The 16,669-nt window shown below is 72.2% G+C and carries 11 protein-coding genes and 1 rRNA gene; 6 read left to right on the top strand and 6 right to left on the bottom strand.

The annotated features are described in order from the left end of the window. Positions 1-57: 57 nt before the first annotated feature. Both glpK and AB0E88_RS30550 read right to left on the bottom strand, forming a co-directional pair. Positions 58-1,578: a glycerol kinase GlpK gene (glpK, locus tag AB0E88_RS30545; protein WP_361637375.1), complete on the bottom strand. Its 1,521-nt coding sequence runs from the start codon at positions 1,576-1,578 to the stop codon at positions 58-60. 774 nt (positions 1,579-2,352) lie between these two features. Then, positions 2,353-3,975, bottom strand: coding sequence for a GGDEF domain-containing protein (locus AB0E88_RS30550; protein ID WP_361637378.1), 1,623 nt, complete (start codon positions 3,973-3,975; stop codon positions 2,353-2,355). A gap of 171 nt (positions 3,976-4,146) precedes the next feature. On the opposite strand from AB0E88_RS30550, the gene AB0E88_RS30555 reads away from it, so the two are divergent. Next, a complete protein-coding gene (locus AB0E88_RS30555; RefSeq protein WP_361637380.1) occupies positions 4,147-4,989 on the top strand; it encodes a M15 family metallopeptidase in 843 nt (280 codons plus the stop codon). 67 nt (positions 4,990-5,056) lie between these two features. Continuing rightward, positions 5,057-5,593, top strand: coding sequence for an NUDIX domain-containing protein (locus AB0E88_RS30560; RefSeq protein WP_361637383.1), 537 nt, complete (start codon positions 5,057-5,059; stop codon positions 5,591-5,593). A gap of 26 nt (positions 5,594-5,619) precedes the next feature. On the opposite strand, the gene AB0E88_RS30565 is transcribed toward AB0E88_RS30560, so the two are convergent. Then, positions 5,620-7,986: a TIM-barrel domain-containing protein gene (locus AB0E88_RS30565; RefSeq protein ID WP_361637386.1), complete on the bottom strand. Its 2,367-nt coding sequence runs from the start codon at positions 7,984-7,986 to the stop codon at positions 5,620-5,622. Between the two features lie 214 nt (positions 7,987-8,200). Between AB0E88_RS30565 and AB0E88_RS30570 the strand changes: the two genes are divergently transcribed. Next, positions 8,201-10,168 (top strand): acetoacetate--CoA ligase, encoded by a 1,968-nt coding sequence (locus tag AB0E88_RS30570; RefSeq protein ID WP_361637389.1) that lies wholly within the window; start codon positions 8,201-8,203, stop codon positions 10,166-10,168. A gap of 27 nt (positions 10,169-10,195) precedes the next feature. Here the strand turns inward: AB0E88_RS30570 and AB0E88_RS30575 are convergent, their stop codons facing one another. Continuing rightward, on the bottom strand, positions 10,196-11,515 hold the full coding sequence (locus AB0E88_RS30575) for an aminotransferase class I/II-fold pyridoxal phosphate-dependent enzyme (RefSeq protein ID WP_361637391.1): 1,320 nt from the start codon (positions 11,513-11,515) through the stop codon (positions 10,196-10,198). A 111-nt stretch (positions 11,516-11,626) separates the two neighbouring features. Between AB0E88_RS30575 and AB0E88_RS30580 the strand changes: the two genes are divergently transcribed. Both AB0E88_RS30580 and AB0E88_RS30585 read left to right on the top strand, forming a co-directional pair. Beyond that, complete coding sequence (locus AB0E88_RS30580) at positions 11,627-12,835, top strand: MFS transporter (protein WP_361637394.1); 1,209 nt, start codon at positions 11,627-11,629, stop codon at positions 12,833-12,835. Between the two features lie 22 nt (positions 12,836-12,857). Continuing rightward, positions 12,858-13,751, top strand: a complete 894-nt coding sequence (locus AB0E88_RS30585) for a hypothetical protein (RefSeq protein WP_361637397.1) — start codon at positions 12,858-12,860, stop codon at positions 13,749-13,751. A 78-nt stretch (positions 13,752-13,829) separates the two neighbouring features. Here AB0E88_RS30585 and ptsP read toward each other — a convergent pair whose 3' ends face one another. Next, positions 13,830-15,500 (bottom strand): phosphoenolpyruvate--protein phosphotransferase, encoded by a 1,671-nt coding sequence (gene ptsP / locus AB0E88_RS30590; protein ID WP_361637400.1) that lies wholly within the window; start codon positions 15,498-15,500, stop codon positions 13,830-13,832. Positions 15,501-15,578: 78 nt separating this feature from the next. Beyond that, positions 15,579-16,028, bottom strand: a complete 450-nt coding sequence (locus tag AB0E88_RS30595; protein WP_361637403.1) for a PTS glucose transporter subunit IIA — start codon at positions 16,026-16,028, stop codon at positions 15,579-15,581. Between the two features lie 551 nt (positions 16,029-16,579). Between AB0E88_RS30595 and AB0E88_RS30600 the strand changes: the two genes are divergently transcribed. Continuing rightward, a 16S ribosomal RNA gene (locus AB0E88_RS30600) occupies positions 16,580-16,669 on the top strand; the annotation flags it as partial.

Raw genomic sequence — 16,669 nt, forward strand, 5'->3', positions numbered from 1 at the left:
ACGCGTGTCTCTCAGGTGCGGTGCGCAGTTCCTCGGAAGCCGCGCACGCGCGCGTGGCTAGTCGTCACCGTCCTCCAGCCAGCCGAAGCTCTTCTCCACCGCCTTGCGCCAGTTGTGGTACTCGCGCTCGCGCACCGACTCCTCCATCGACGGCCTCCACTCGGCGTCCTCCTGCCAGTGCGCCTTCAGCTCGTCCAGGTCGTTCCACACCCCGGTGGCCAGTCCCGCGGCGTAGGCCGCGCCCAGGCAGGTGGTCTCGGAGACCTTGGGCCTGATCACCGGCACCCCGAGCACGTCGGCCTGGTGCTGCATGAGCAGGTTGTTCTTCGTCATGCCGCCGTCCACCTTCAGGCTGGTGATCTCCACGCCCGAGTCCTGGAACATGGCGTCCACGACCTCACGGGTCTGCCAGCTGGTGGCCTCCAGTACCGCACGCGCGAGGTGCGCCTTCGTCACGTACCGGGTCAGCCCGGTGACGACACCGCGTGCGTCCGAGCGCCAGTACGGTGCGAACAGCCCGGAGAACGCGGGCACGATGTACGCGCCGCCGTTGTCCTCGACGCTCGCCGCGAGCGGCTCGATCTCGTCCGCCGTGCGGATGATGCCGAGCTGGTCGCGGAACCACTGCACCAGCGCACCCGTGATCGCGATGGCGCCCTCCAGGCAGTAGACCGGAGCCTCGTCCCCGATCTTGTAGCCCATCGTCGTCAGCAGTCCGCTCTTGGACGGCACCGGACGGTTGCCCGTGTTGAGCAGCAGGAAGCTGCCCGTGCCGTAGGTGTTCTTGGCGGTGCCCACGTCATAGCAGCACTGCCCGAACACGGCCGCCTGCTGGTCGCCGAGCGCGGAGGCCACGGGCACGCCGCCGAGCTGGCCGATTGCCGTGCCGTACACCTCCGCGGAGGACCGGATCTCCGGCAGCACCGCTTCCGGCACGTTCATCGCCGACAGGATGGAGGGATCCCACTGCAGGGTCTCGAGGTTCATCAGCATGGTCCGCCCGGCGTTGGTCACGTCGGTGACGTGCCGTCCGCCGTCGGTGCCGCCGGTGAGGTTCCAGATGAGCCACGAGTCGATGGTGCCGAAGGCGATCTCCCCGCGCTCGGCGCGGGCGCGCAGGTCGGGCACGTTGTCCAGCAGCCAGGCGGCCTTGGGCCCGGAGAAGTAGCTGGCGAGCGGCAGTCCGGTCTGCTCACGGAAGCGGTCCTGCCCGTCGGATCCGCCCAGTTCCCGGCAGAGCCCGGCGGTGCGGGTGTCCTGCCAGACGATGGCGTTGTGCACGGGCTTGCCGGTGGCGCGGTCCCACAGGACGGTCGTCTCACGCTGGTTGGTGATGCCGAGGGCGCTCAGCTGGTCGGCGCGCAGCCCGGCTTTGGCGACCGCGCCGGCGACCACCGCCTGCACCTTCGACCAGATCTCGGTGGCGTCGTGCTCGACCCAGCCGGGCTTCGGGAAGATCTGGCGGTGCTCGCGCTGGTCGACGGCGACGATCTCGCCGGAGTGGTTGAAAATGATGCAGCGGCTCGACGTGGTGCCCTGGTCGATGGCGGCGACGTACTTCTCGGCGTTGTCCGTCATGGCTACCCCTTGTGCTTCGGCTCAGCAGGCTGGGTGGTGGACGAGGCCCGCGCGTGTCCTCCCGTCGGCGGGCCGGGGGCCGGTTTCCAGAATCGCTCGGATCGGCGAGCGGTGCCTCCGCTGCGCATGGCGGCTCCCGGGTCCGGCCGATGATCAACCGCGGTGCTCCGTGCAGGGTGCGCTTTCCGTGCGGCTCCGGCCGCGGGCGGGCCACCTGAGCGTCCCGCCCGGCGTCCGCCCGTGACGAGCGTGCCGTCGCAGCCGACCCGCCCCGAGACAGGCCTGGTACGCAGAGAGCCCACACGGCACGGTGCGTGATTCGCCGAGAATGTACGGCGATGTCGGCTGACAACGGGAAGTCTTCCCCCGTGCTCAGGGAGCGTCAAGGTCGGCGACCGCACGCGTTGGCCCCCTCACGCACTGGCACCGGCCGCCCGTTCGAAGAAACCGTCCGGCGTCGACGCGCCTGCGTCCCGGCTCGTGCCCGCCCCGCGACGGGGGCGCGCCGTGGGCCTCCCTGAGCGTGCCGAGCGGCCCCACGCCTCTCCCGGAGTCTCAGCCGACCCGAAGGACGCCCTGCGGACCTCCCAGCCGCCCTGCGGACCTCCAAGGCGGCCCTGTGGACCTCCGACCCGCCCCGCGGACCTCCAAGGCGGCCCGGCGGGCCCCCAAGGCCGTCCCCGCGGGCCTCCAAGGCCCCCGCGGGCCAAAGGCCGCCAGTGGCGCCAAAGGCCGCCAGTGGCGCCGGAGGTGGCCTCCTCGCCCCCGAGCCCCTCAGGACGCCACCGGAGCCCCCTCCGCCCCCCGCAGGACCTCATGGCCGGCCAGGCCGGCGCGGCCCAGCACCCAGCTCGCCCCGCGCAGCGCCTTCGCCGCCTTCTTCAACGGCGCCAGGGACGCCGCCGCCTCCCGGTGGTCGCTGACGGTCCCCGGTGCGCACACCACCGTGGCCAGGGACAGCGTCACCGGCAGGCCACCTGCCGCCCACGGTGCGTCCAGCACGGCCGCCACCAGCGCACCGAGGCCCTCCGGATCGGCGAGTACCAGGAAATCGTCCCCGCCGATGTGTCCCACGCGCGTGGTGCCGGACGCGGCCCGCTGCAGCGCCCGCCCGACCGAGCGGATCAGCTCGTCGCCGGCCGCGAAGCCCGCCCCGTCGTTGACCTGCTTGAAGTGGTCGACGTCCAGCCAGCTCAGTGCGAACGCCCGCCCGGCCGCGATCCGGCGGTCCACCTCGCCGGTGATCGCGTCCGACCCCGGCAGCCGGGTCAGCGGATTGAGCCCGGCGGCCTCCTCCACACGGCTCTCGGCGAGCGCCCGCACCAGGTCCGCCAGACGTACGACCCCCACGCACCGCCCACCCGCTTCGACGACCGCGACATCGTCGGAGGTGCGGTCGCGACCGCCGACCGCCACCACGTCCAGCACCTCCCAGGCAGTGGCGTCGATCCCGACCGTCCGCGGGGGATCCCCGAGCTTGGCCGCGGGACGGTCGGCGTACAGGGCGTGGCCGTAACGCCCGGACATCGTCAGCAGGAAGCGCGAGCGGTGCACGGACCGCACCGGTACCCCGGCACGGTCCACCAGCAGCACCCCCGACACGTCGGGCGACCCGGTCAGCAGGTCCCGCACCCGGCCCGCGGAGGCGTCGGCGGGCAGCAGCGCGGCCGGGCGGACGAACTGCCGGACCGGCGGCCCCGAGCGGGGCAGCGGGACGAGGCCGGGGGAGCGGGGCGGAACGTATACGTCCGCAGCGGGCAGCCGCGCCGGCGGCGCGAACAGCTCGCCTTGGGCCAGCTGCGCACCGGCCGCCAGGGCCGCGGTGCACTGGGACTCCGTCTCGACGCCCTCCACGGCCAGCAGGGCGCCCAGTTCGTCGCACAGTGTCCGCATCGCCCGCACCGCCGCGGGCCGCGCCAGCAGCGACGCGTCGAGCTTCACCAGCTCGGGGGAGAGGTCCGTGAGCAGCCGCAGCGGCACGTCGCCGTCCCCGACCCCGTCGGCGCTGATCCGGAAGCCCTGGCGGCGCAGCACGCTCACGGCTTCCAGCAGCGCCCGCTGCGGCACGTGCGTGTACGGAGGGCCGATGTCGACGGTCACCTCCCAGGGCAGCCGGCCGGCCTCGCGCACCGCGTCGTGCAACGCGGCCAGCCCGCCGAGATCGGCCACGGTCCCCGCGAAGACGTTCACCTGCAACGGCAGCAGCGTCTCCTTGTGCACGGCCGCGCGGAACGCCGACACCGCGAGCTGACCGTCCAGTTCCGGATCGCGGCGGGCCTCGGCCAGGATGTCGCCGACCTCCGGGCGGGCAAGGATCTCCAGGCCCGCGACCCCGCCGGTGGCGAGATTGACCACCGGTTGGAAAGCGAAGCGGAGAGTATCCGTCCAGGAGCGCACGGGAGCATGATGGCGCCGCGGGGCGCCGCCCAGGCGCAGTTCATGAGACGTTCACGCAGGATTCCCGAGCGATCACTCAGCGTAGGACCGGGGGCCCCGTCACCGTCCCGGCGGCCGCCGATGCGGGCAATCGGCTGCCCGCCGCCCCGCGTACCTGGTAGACGCAAGGGCATGACACGACTGCCCCGCCTGGCGCGAGCGCTGATCACTGCGCTCACCGCCTTGCTGACCGTGCCCCTCGCCTCCGCCACGGCCCGTGCGTCCACGGAGCCCAAGACCCCCGCGTCCACAGAACCCGTGGCCCCCGCGGACTTCGTCGCCCTGAGGTCCGTGGACCCCACGATCCTCCAGGAGATCCGTTACTTCACCCCGCACAACTTCGTCGGCGAACGCATCGACGGCTACGAGCAGCCGATGTGCATCCTCACGCGGCCCGCCGCCCAGGCGCTCCACCTCGCGCAGCAGAAGCTGCTGCGCGAGGGCTACAGCCTCAAGGTGTACGACTGCTACCGCCCGCAGCGGGCCGTCGACCACTTCGTGCGCTGGGCGAAGGACCTCGACGACCAGCGGATGAAGGGCGAGTTCTATCCGCACGTCGACAAGACCCGGCTGTTCGCCGACGGGTACATCGCGGAGAAGTCCGGCCACAGCCGGGGCTCGACGATGGACCTCACGATCGTGCGGCTGCCCGCCCGCCCGACGCACCCGTACGTGCCGGGGCAACCTCTCGTGCCCTGTTACGCCCCCAAGAAGGAGCGTTTTCCGGACAACTCCCTCGACATGGGGACCGGATTCGACTGCTTCGACACTCTTTCGCACACCCTCGACCCGCGCGTCCAGGGCGAGCAACGCGCGAACCGGCTGCTCCTGAAGAGCACCCTCGAGAGCCTCGGTTTCGTGAACCTCGCAGAGGAGTGGTGGCACTACACCTACAAGCCCGAGCCCTACCCCGGCACCTACTTCGACTTCCCCGTCTCCGCCAAGTCGCTCACGAAGGAACGGTCAACCGACTGAAGTCGGCCACGAAGGCACTTTCAACCGCCGGAAGTCGGCGCCCTCTCCGATCGGATACAGTCCGCGCGTGTCCGAAATTCAGCACTCCGCTTCCAACTCCGGTCCCGGCTCCCACTGTTCGAGCTGCGGCACGCCCTATGGAGAGGGCGTCACCGACTGGCCGCGCACCTGCTCAGGCTGCGGCACGGTCGCCTACCGCAACCCCCTGCCCGTCGCGATCGCCCTGCAGCCCGTGTACGACACACAGGGCACCGCCCTGGTCGTGATCACCCGGACCGTCGAACCCGCGCGCGGGGGCATCGCCCTGCCCGGCGGGTACGTCGACGACCGGGAGGACTGGCGGCAGGCCGTCGTCCGCGAGCTCAAGGAGGAGACGGGCATCGACGCGGCCGGCCGCGACGTCCGCCTGGTCGACGCCATGAGCTCCCCCGACGGCCACCTGCTGCTGTTCGGACTGCTCCCCGAGCGCCCCGCCGACGGGCTGCCGCCGTCGGCGGCCACGGACGAGACGCAGGGCTGGGAGCTGCTGCGCCGCCCGGAGCAGCTCGCGTTCCCGCTGCACACGGCGGCCGTCCGGGCCTGGTTCGAGGGCCGCTACGTCTGAGCGACCGCGCTGCGCGTACCCGTACGTCAGCGCGGGTCGAGCCCCCGCACCCGGACCGGAAGGGACGGCTCGCGCAGACCGTCCGGGCCCTGCAGCCGCACGACCACGCGCGTGCCCTCCCAGCGGGTGACGTACCGCTCGATCTCCGCGTCGTCCCAGCCGTCGCCCGTGTCCGCCACCACCAGCCCGCCCCCCGAACGGCCCGGCGCCGGCGCCCACACCTCGAGCGCCGGCCGCCCGTCGTCGCCGCGCACCGGCAGCACGGCACCCGCGCGTGCCAGCACCGGGATCCGCGACAGCGGCGCGTCGAGCACCACCAGGCCGGGCCCCTCGTACGCCCGTCCCGTGGCCGTGTCGTACCAGCGGCCACGAGGCAGCTGCACCGCGCGCCGGTCCGCCCCCGGGTCGAGCACCGGCGCCACCAGCAGGCAGTCGCCCAGCAGGAAGGCGTCCTCGCAGTCGCGCAGCGCCCGGTCCTCCGGGGCGCCCCACCACAGGGGCCGCGCATACGGAGCGCCGGTACGCCGGGCCAGGTGCGCCAGTGTCATGAAGTACGGCCGCAGACGCCGGCGCTCCACCAGCGCCACGCGCGCGTGCTCGAGCACCTCGGCCCCGAACTCCCACGGCTCCCTGCGTCCCGCGTCCATGCTCGCGTGCGTGCGGAACAGCGGCAGATACGCACCCAGCTGGAACCATCGCAGAAACAGCTCCGCTGACGGACTGCCGTCGAACCCGCCGACGTCAGGGCCCGAGTAGGGCACCCCGCAGAGCCCGAGGCCGAGCACGAGCGACAAGGACGCCCGCAGTCCGGGCCAGCCCGTGGCGACGTCGCCGGACCAGGCCCCGCCGTACCGCTGCATGCCCGCCCACCCCGAACGCGAGAACAGGAAGGGCCGCTCGCGGGGTGCCAGCTCGCGCAGGCCCTCGTACGCGGCACGCGCCATGCACAGCGCGTAGACGTTGTGCGCCTCGCGGTGGTCGCCGCCGCGCCCCTCCAGACAGTGCCGGGCCGACCGCGGCAGCGTCGACTCGCCGAAGGCGGTGAACGACGTCGGCTCGTTCATGTCGTGCCAGAAGCCCGCGAAGCCCTGAGTGAGGCGTTCGGAGTACAGGCCGGCCCACCACTTGCGCACGCGTGCGTGCGTGAAGTCCGGGAACACCGCGCCTCCCGGCCACACCACCCCCTCGACGAGCTTCCCGGAGGCGTCCCGCACGAACACGTCCAGGTCCACGCCACCGTCGTACAGGTCGTTGCCCGGGGCGGCCTTGACGGCCGGATCCACGATCGAGACCAGACGGATCCCGTCCCGGCGCAGCTCCTCGGCGAGCTGCGGCAGCGCCGGGAAGCGCTCCCGGTCGACGGTGAACACCTGGTGGCCGTCGAAATGGTCGATGTCGAGGTGGACGGCGTCCAGCGGCAGACCGCGTTCCCGGTAGCCCGCGACGATCCGCCGTACCTCCCGCTCACTGCCGAAGCCCCAGCGCGCGTGCTGGTGGCCGAGCGCCCACGCGGGCGGCAGGGCGGGCGCCCCGGTCAGCGAGGCCCAGGCGAGCAGCACGCGCGCGGGAGTGCCCACCATCACCCAGCAGCGCAGGGGGCCGCCCTCGACGCGCAGCTCGCTGACCCCGGCCCGGTCGTGCCCCGAACCGGCTCCCTCCTCGCCCTCCCGCAGGGTCACCGTGCCGTCCCAGGAGTTGTCGTGGAACAGCAGATGCGTCCCCGCGTCCGCCACCACCACCTGCACCGGCATGGTGATGTACAGCGGGTCGTCGCCAGGCGTGAAGGCGTGCCCGGGGTCGGTGTTCCACAGCCGGTAGGTCCCGTCGCGCAGCCGGGGGCCGTGGGCCCGCCCGCCGAGGCCGAAGAACCGCGCGTCCGGGGCGACCTCGGAGCGCACCATCCAGCGGCCCGTCCTGCCGTCGGCCGGCTCCCACCATCTGGGCGGATCCTCGCGGCGCAGGGTCACCCCGCCGGGCGTGCGGATCTCCACGGCGCCGTGCCGCGAAACGGCGACCGTCACCCGCTCGGCCACTACCCGCCAGCCGCCGTCCTTGTCCGGCTCCAGCGACGCCCGGGGGTCCGGCTCCGGGCAACGGCCCGCCAGGGCGTACGACGGCTCCGCTCCGACCCCGTCCCACCCCCAGAACGCGGCCCCGTTGACGGCGACGAGCAGGCGCAGCTCCGAGCGGCCGAACCGGATGACCCCGCCGCCCGGACCGGGCTCCACCTCCCGGATGGTGCCGGGCACGCGCGCCCGCTCCGACCCGCGCCGCGGCAGCCCCGTGGCGTCGGCCCGATTCCTGCGCCACGCCGCCCGCACGGTGCGCAATCCCTGGGCCGCCCCCACCGAACCGACCCGCTTCATCGAACGCACCAGGTCACGACCGTCCATGCTGCTCACCCTGCCATTGACCGGCCCACGCGCGTGCCTCGTTCAACTGCCGTTCACCCGTGATCGGACCACATCTTCACGACACGAACTATGTGCGGCGAACCCTGGTGCAGAAGACGATCACATGGCATCGTCCGTTCCAGCCGCGTCACGCGCACACCCCAGCCCGTGCGCGGAGGACGCACACGACGCGCACAGCCCGGGAGCCGCCCCCATGACGACCGTGAACCCGCAACCGCTCTGGCAGCCGGATCCGGAACGCATCGCCCAAGCCCAGGTGACCAGGTTCCAGACCTGGGCGGCCGAGCACCACGGCGCACCCGCCGACGGCGGCTACGCGGCGCTGCAGCGCTGGTCCGTGGACGACCTCGAGTCCTTCTGGACGGCCGTCACCCAGTGGTTCGACGTACGGTTCTCCACGCCGTACACGCGCGTGCTCGGTGACCGCGCCATGCCCGGGGCCCAGTGGTTCCCCGGAGCGACCCTCAACTACGCCGAGCACGCCCTGCGCGCGGCCGCCGACCGCGCCGACGCGCCGGCGCTGCTCCACGTCGACGAGACCCACGAAACGCGCCCGGTGACCTGGGGCGAGCTGCGCCGCCAGGTCGGCTCCCTCGCCGCCGAGCTGCGCGCCCTCGGCGTACGCCCCGGAGACCGGGTCAGCGGCTATCTGCCCAACGTCCCGCAGGCCGTGGTCGCCCTGCTCGCGACGGCCGCCGTCGGCGCCGTATGGACCTCCTGCGCCCCCGACTTCGGCGCCCGCTCCGTCCTCGACCGTTTCCAGCAGGTGGAACCGGTCGTGCTGTTCACCGTGGACGGCTACCGCTACGGCGGCAAGGAACACGACCGCCGTGAGACCGTCGCCGAGCTGCGCCGCGAGCTGCCCACGCTGCGCGCCGTGGTGCACATCCCGCTGCTGGGCACCGAGCCTCCGGAGGGCACGCTGGAGTGGTCCGCGCTGACCGCGGCGGACACCGAGCCGGTCTTCGAGCCGGTGCCCTTCGACCACCCCCTGTGGGTGCTGTACTCCTCCGGCACGACCGGCCTGCCCAAGGCCATCGTCCAGTCGCAGGGCGGCATCCTGGTCGAGCACCTCAAGCAGCTCGGCCTGCACTGCGACCTGGGTCCCGAGGACCGTTTCTTCTGGTACACCTCGACCGGCTGGATGATGTGGAACTTCCTCGTCTCCGGCCTGCTGACCGGCACCACGATCGTGCTGTACGACGGCAGCCCCGGCTACCCCGACACGGGCGCCCAGTGGCGGGTCGCGGAACGCACGGGCGCCACCCTCTACGGCACGTCCGCCGCGTACGTCATGGCCTGCCGCAAGGCCGGCGTGCATCCCGCGCGGGACTTCGACCTCTCCCGGGTGCGCTGCGTCGCCACCACGGGCTCGCCGCTGCCCCCGGACGGTTTCCGCTGGCTGCACGACGAGGTGCGCGACGACCTGTGGATCGCCTCGGTCAGCGGCGGCACGGACGTGTGCTCCTGCTTCGCGGGTGCCGTCCCGACCCTCCCGGTGTACATCGGCGAGCTCCAGGCGCCTTGCCTGGGCACCGACCTGCAGTCCTGGGACCCCAGCGGCAAGCCCCTGACCGACGAGGTCGGCGAGCTGGTCGTCACCAACCCCATGCCGTCGATGCCGGTCCACTTCTGGAACGACCCCGACGGCAGCCGCTACCACGACAGCTACTTCGACACCTATCCCGGAGTGTGGCGCCACGGCGACTGGATCACCGTCACCTCGCGCGGCTCGGTGATCATCCACGGCCGCTCCGACTCCACCCTGAACCGCCAGGGCGTGCGCATGGGCTCGGCCGACATCTACGAGGCCGTCGAGCGCCTGCCGGAGATCCGGGAGTCCCTCGTCATCGGCGTCGAGCAGCCCGACGGCGGTTACTGGATGCCGCTGTTCGTGCACCTGGCTCCGGGGGCCGTGCTGGACGACGCGCTCACCGACCGGATCAAGCGCACGATCCGCGAGCAGCTGTCCCCGCGCCACGTCCCCGACGAGATCATCGAGGTGCCCGGGGTCCCGCACACGCTCACCGGCAAGCGCATCGAGGTCCCGGTCAAGCGCCTCCTGCAGGGCACCTCCCTGGAGAAGGCCGTCAACCCCGGCTCCATCGACAACCTCGACCTGCTGCACTTCTACGAGGACCTGGCCCGCAAGCGCGCCTGAGGCCCGCGGGGGCCGGCTGCCGCGCCCTCAGCCGCCGTAGGTGGCCTCGGACTCGCCCAGTACGGCGGCGAAGTCCGAGGCCAGCCGCGCGGCGTCGGTGCCCTCCAGCTCGGCGACCGAGATGCGCACCCCCGCGGGCGACGCCATCCGGAACCGGGCGCCGGCCGCGACCCACCAGCCGTACGACCGCAATCCGTTCACCACCGCGGACTCGTCCCGGACGGGCACCCACACGTTCATTCCGCTCGCCCCGTGCGCGGTGATGCCCCGCTCCGCGAGCGCGTCCTGCAGCGCCTGTCGTCGCCGGCCGTACGCTCCACGCGCGCGTGCCACCAACGCCCGCGTGTCCGCGTCCGTCATCAACCCGTACACGGTCTGCTGCAGCAGGTGGCTCACCCACCCCGATGTCAGCAGCAGTCGGCCGTCGTGCCGGGCCAGCGTCACCGGATCACAGGCCGCCGCCGCCCAGCGCAGGTCCGTCCCCAGGAACTTGCTCACCGTCCGCACATGCACCCAGCGCTCGATCCCCGAGGCGGTGAGCGTCCGCAGCGGCGCCTCGGCGACCGCGGAGGCATGGTCGTTCTCCACGACCAACAGCTCCCCGGCCCCCCGCAGCACCTCCGCGAGCGCGTCCCTGCGCGCCGCCGAGAAGCAGCCCCCGTAGGGGTTCTGCGCCCGCGGGCTGTACACGACGGCCCGCGCGCCCGCGCGCACGGCGTCGCGCAGCGCGTCCGGTCGCATCCCCTCGTCGTCCACCGCCACCGGCACGATCCGCAGCCCGAGGGCGGCGACCAGGTCCAGCAGATGGTGATAGCCGGGATCCTCCATCGCCACCGCGTCCCCCGGGCGCAGCTCCACCGACAACAGCCGCCCGATCAGATCCAGCGCGCCATGGGCGAACGTCACGTGGTCCACGGGCACTCCGTCGGGCCGCAGCCAGTCACGCACGGCGTCCTCGAGGTGCGCCAGCCGGGGTGCCGAACGGTGCGAACGCGCGCCGGGGGAGAGGCGGGACGGCGGTACGAGAGCGGGCAGCAACCGGGGATCGGGGTGCCCGCCCGCCAGGTCGCGCAGGCCCTCCGGCACCTTGGGCGGCCGCCGTGAGGCGACCGCCGGCGCCGGCGCCACCACCGTCCCGCCCCGGCCGCGCGTCACCACGATGCCGCGCTGCCGCAGCTCCTTGTACGCCGTGGCGACCGTGCCCGGACTCACGCCCAGCTCGTCCGCCAGCCGCCGCACCGGCGGCAGCGCGGCGCCCGGCGCCAGCACCCCTCCGGCCACGCACCGTTCCACGGACGCGGCAATTCCCTTGGCCGTCGTACCGGCGATCCCATATTGTGTTGCCACGTTGATAATTATGTATCAATACATAATGTGCCGCAAGGGGGAACCGTGCGCCGAACGCACCGGACAGCCGACGGAAAAGCACGCATACCGGGAGGACGCGATGGGCGCACCATGCTGCTCATCGCCTTCGCCGACCGCATCGGCAGCGGACTGTGGGCCTCCGTCTCCGTCCTGTACTTCGCCTACGTCGCCCACCTGTCCCTCGCACAGATCGGCACCCTCGCGGCGGCCGCCGGAGCCGTCGGCATCGCGGGCTCACCACTCGGCGGACGGCTCGCCGACCGGTTCCCGATCACCAGGATCCTCGTCACCGTCCAGATCCTGCGGGCGATCGCCTCCTTCGCCCTGCTCACCACCGACCGCTTCGCCCTCCTGCTCCTCTTCTCCGCCGCCGGCAGCCTCGGCGACCGCGCCGCCAGCGTCCTGACCAAGCTCTACGCCACCCGCATCGCCGGCCCCGACCGCGTCCGCTACCAGGCCCTGCACCGCACCCTCGCCAACGCCGGCTGGGCCCTCGGCGGTCTGGCCGCCGCAGCCGCCCTCACCCTCGGCACCACCACCGCCTACCGCTGCCTGCTCACCGGCGACGCCCTCTCCTTCCTGCTCTGCGCACTCCTCACCCTGCGCTGCGCCGAACCCCCCTCCGCCCACCGCACCGTCACCACCTCGGCCCAGCCGTCCTCACCAGCCCCGCCCCACAGCCCCTGGCGCGACCGCACCTACCTCGCCTACGTCGCCACCGAGACCGTCCTCTCCCTCGACGACGCCGTCTTCAAGATCGGCCTGCCCCTGTGGATCGCCCACGCCGGCAACGTCCCCCACGGCCTGGCCCCCCTCCTCCTCGTCCTCAACAACGTGATGGTCGTGGCCCTCCAGGTCCCCCTCGCCCGCTTCGGCACCACGACCGCCGCCGCTCGCCGCCTCCTGCTCCCGCTCTCCGCCGCCTTCGCACTGGGCGGCCTGACCATGGCGCTCTCGGCCACGGGCACCACCGCCACCGCGATCACCCTGCTCACGGCGGCCGCCACCGCCTTCACCGTCGCCGAGATGCTGCACGCCACCATCTCCTGGGAACTCTCCGTCGCCCTCGCCCCCGACAGCGCCCTCGGCGCCTACCTCGGCGTCCACGGCCTCGCCCAGGCAGCCCAGCGCAGCGCCGGCCCGCTCGCGGTCACCGCCGCCATCGCCACCGGCCCCCTCGGCTGGACCGTCTTCGGCGCGGCCATCGCCCTGACCTGCGCACTCCAGCACCGGCTCGTCCGCGACCGACTCGGCAGGACCCCGTTGTCAGTACCCCCGGTTACTGTGAGTGAGCACTGATCGACTGCGCACAGGGGGAAACATGGCGCACACCGACCGCCGGACCATGCGACGCGTCCTTCGCCGCGAGATCGCCGGCACCATCGGCCTGCTCACCGACGAACACGACTTCCGCGCCATGCGGCGCTACCGCAGCTTCACCTTCGACGACCACACCGCCTACCTGCGCGAGGTGGAAGCCCTCCTCAGGACCCGCGCCACCCAGGGCGGGCACACCACCGTCACCCTCTTCGACCCCGAGGAATACGCCGTCTACTGCACCGAGCGCGGCCTGGACCCCGACAACCCCTCCCACCGCACCCGCTTCACCGCCGAACTCGCCACCACCGGCCCCACCATCCCCTACGAGGGACAACCCCTGAGCGAACTCCTCCCCGCCCTCGTCGACGAGGCAGTCCGCCAGGCCACCTGGGAGTACGCCGCCACCCTGCTGGCGCGCCTCGGCAGCTGCGCCTCCTGCGGCGAGGACATCGGACGCGCCGCCTTCACCCGAGCCTCCGCGCTCCTCCTGCGTGTCCTCGACACCGCACCGCCCGGCAACCGGCACCTCGTCTGCAGCGTCTCCGGCCCACCGGAAACCCTCGTCGCCGTGCTCCACGCCGACCAGGACGACGAGCGCGCCGCCCGACTCGACGAAGCGGAAGCCCTCGAGTTCACCACCGTCCTCGCCCTGGGACTCGCCACCGACGGACCCGGCGGCCTCGTCATGCGCACCAGCGCACCCGGCAGCCCGGACCGCATCTACGGATGGCGCCTGCGGGGCAACACCCTCCACCCCCTCACCGCCGGCGAGGTCTTCGACGCCTACTGCACCGACATCGAGACCGGCGACCTCGTCTCCCCGGAATCCGACGTCGACTACTGCGAACCACCCGACCTCGGCGTGCAGGAGACACCGCACCACCACCGACCCTGACAATCAGCCCCCACGCAACGCGAAGGGGCGCCCCGCCCGAAAGCGGAGCGCCCCTCCTACGCAGCGTGCCGGACGCGGCTACTCGCCGGACAGCACCGCCTGAGCCGCCGCGCGCGCCTCCTCGGCACTGTCGGTGGCCCGGGCCGCCGCGGCCGCCCGCTCGCACTGCGCGAGCGTGTACTTCGCCAAGGTCGCCCGGACATAAGGAATCGACGCCGCACCCATGGAAAGGGAGGTGACACCCAGACCGGTCAGCACACACGCCAGCAGCGGGTCGGACGCGGCCTCACCGCAGACACCGCAGCTCTTGCCCTCGGCCTTCGCCGCCTCGGCGGACAGCGCCACCAGGTCGAGCAGCGCCGGCTGCCACGGGTCCTGCAGACGCGACACCGCACCCACCTGACGGTCCGCGGCGAACGTGTACTGCGCCAGGTCGTTCGTGCCCAGCGACAGGAACTCGACCTCCTGCAGGATCGAGCGCGCCCGCAGCGCGGCCGACGGAATCTCCACCATCGCGCCGAACTTCGCCCGCAGACCGGCCTCACGGCAGGCGTCGGCGAATGCCTTGGCGTCGGTGCGGTCCGCCACCATCGGAGCCATGACCTCGAGGTAGACCGGCAGCCCCTCGGCTGCCTTCGCCAGCGCCGTCAGCTGGGTGCGCAGCACCTCGGGGTGGTCGAGCAGCGTCCGCAGACCCCGCACGCCCAGCGCCGGATTCGGCTCGTCGCCCGGCGTCAGGAAGTCCAGCGGCTTGTCCGCCCCCGCGTCCAGCACCCGCACGACCACACGGCCCTCGGGGAACGCCTCGAGCACCTGCCGGTAGGACTCGACCTGCTTCTCCTCGGACGGCGCCTTCTTGCTGTCGTCCAGGAACAGGAACTCGGTACGGAACAGCCCCACACCCTCGGCACCGGCCTCCACCGCCGCGGCCACATCGGCCGGACCGCCGATGTTGGCGAGCAGCGGCACCTTGTGCCCGTCAGCGGTGGCGCCCGGACCGGTCGCCGCGGCCAGCGCGGCCTTGCGCTCGGCAGCGGCAGCCTCCAGCTGCGCCTTCCGCTCCTCCGTCGGGTTCACGAAGATCTCACCGGTGCTGCCGTCGACCGCGATCAGCGTGCCTTCGGACAGTTCACCGGCGCCGGGCAGCGCGACCACGGCCGGCACGCCCAGGGCCCGCGCCAGGATCGCGCTGTGGCTGGTCGGACCGCCCTCCTCCGTGACGAAGCCGAGGACCAGGGTCGGGTCCAGCAGCGCCGTGTCGGCGGGCGCGAGATCCCGGGCCACGAGCACATACGGCTCGTCGCTGTCCGGCACGCCCGGCATCGGCACCCCGAGCAGACGGGCGACGATACGGTTCCGCACGTCGTCGAGGTCGGCCACCCGGCCGGCCAGGTACTCGCCCGCCGCGGCCAGCAGCTCCCGGTAGGACGCGAACGCGTCGTACACGGCGCGCTCGGCGGTGCTCCCCACGGCGATACGACGGTCCACGTCCGCCATCAGCTCGGGGTCCTGGGCCATCATGGCCTGGGCCTCGAGCACGGCCTGGGCCTCGCCCCCCGCCAGATTGCCGCGCGCCATCAGATCGGCAGCCACAGCCTCCACGGCCTGGCGGGCACGCCCCTGCTCGCGCTCCGCCTCCTCCGCCGGGATCTGCTTCGCCGGCGGTTCGAGCACCGCCGTTCCCATGTGCCGAACCTCGCCGATCGCCACACCGTGGCTCACGCCGACGCCTCGCAGCGTTGTCTCCATCTCACCCGTCTCCGATAGTGCGGCGGGTCCCGCCGCCGCGATGGTTGTCCTACCAGCCGTCACAGGACGGCGCCGACGTCACTGCCAGACGAAGAGGCTGTCGCCGGTCTTCAGGTCGCCGTCCTCACGAAGTTCGTGGAGCGCCTCGGCCGTGGCTTCCAGGGCGACCACCGGGCAGATCGGAGACTTGCCCGCGGCCTCCACGGCGGCCGGGTTCCAGCGCACGATGGCCTGGCCGCGCGTGACGGTGTCCCCCTTGTTGACGAGCAGCTCGAAGCCCTCGCCGTTCAGCTGGACGGTGTCGATGCCGAGGTGCGTGAGCACGCCGTGCCCGCTCTCGTCGACGACCACGAAGGCGTGCGGGTGCAGAGAGACGATGACTCCGTCCACCGGCGCTACGGCCTCGGAGGCCTCACGGTCGGGGTCGATCGCGGTACCCGGGCCGACCATGGCCCCGGAGAAGACCGGATCCGGCACGGCCGCCAGTCCGATGGCACGTCCTGCAAGAGGGGACGTCACGGTGGTCATGGGAAACCTCCCAGGGGTGGAGATCAAAAGGGCCGTCTCGCCTGTCCCGGACGGCGCACTGAGCAGCAGGGTATGTCATAGGTAGTACCGGTTCCGCATGAGAGATCCGAATAGAGGTCTAGACCACATCTCCCACGGATTTGCACCGGCTCCGCGGCTCCGTGTACAGTCGTACTCCTGCGACGGGCTGAGCGATGCCAACGAGCATCATCGCCCCAGCAGCACCCCAACTCGTCAGATCCTATCTCGGATCACCTTCTGCATGCCCGCAGGACGGTGGTCAGGGGGCCGGAAAAAGCCTGGTAGAGTTGGAAACATCGAAGGGAAGCCCGGAGGAAAGCCCGAGAGGGTGAGTACAAAGGAAGCGACCGTTCCTTGAGAACTCAACAGCGTGCCAAAAGTCAACGCCAGATATGTTGATACCCCGTCTCCGGTCATCATGATCGGGGCGAGGTTCCTTTGAAAAACACAGCGAGGACGCTGTGAACGGTCGGGCCTATTCCGCCTGACCGTTCCGCTCTCGTGGTGTTCATCCCGATTACGGGAAAACATTCACGGAGAGTTTGATCCTGGCTCAGGACGAACGCTGGCGGCGTGCTTAACACATGCAAGTCGAACGATGAACCACTTCGGTGGGGATT

This window comes from Streptomyces sp. NPDC028635 (assembly GCF_040637635.1).
GTDB lineage: Bacteria > Actinomycetota > Actinomycetes > Streptomycetales > Streptomycetaceae > Streptomyces.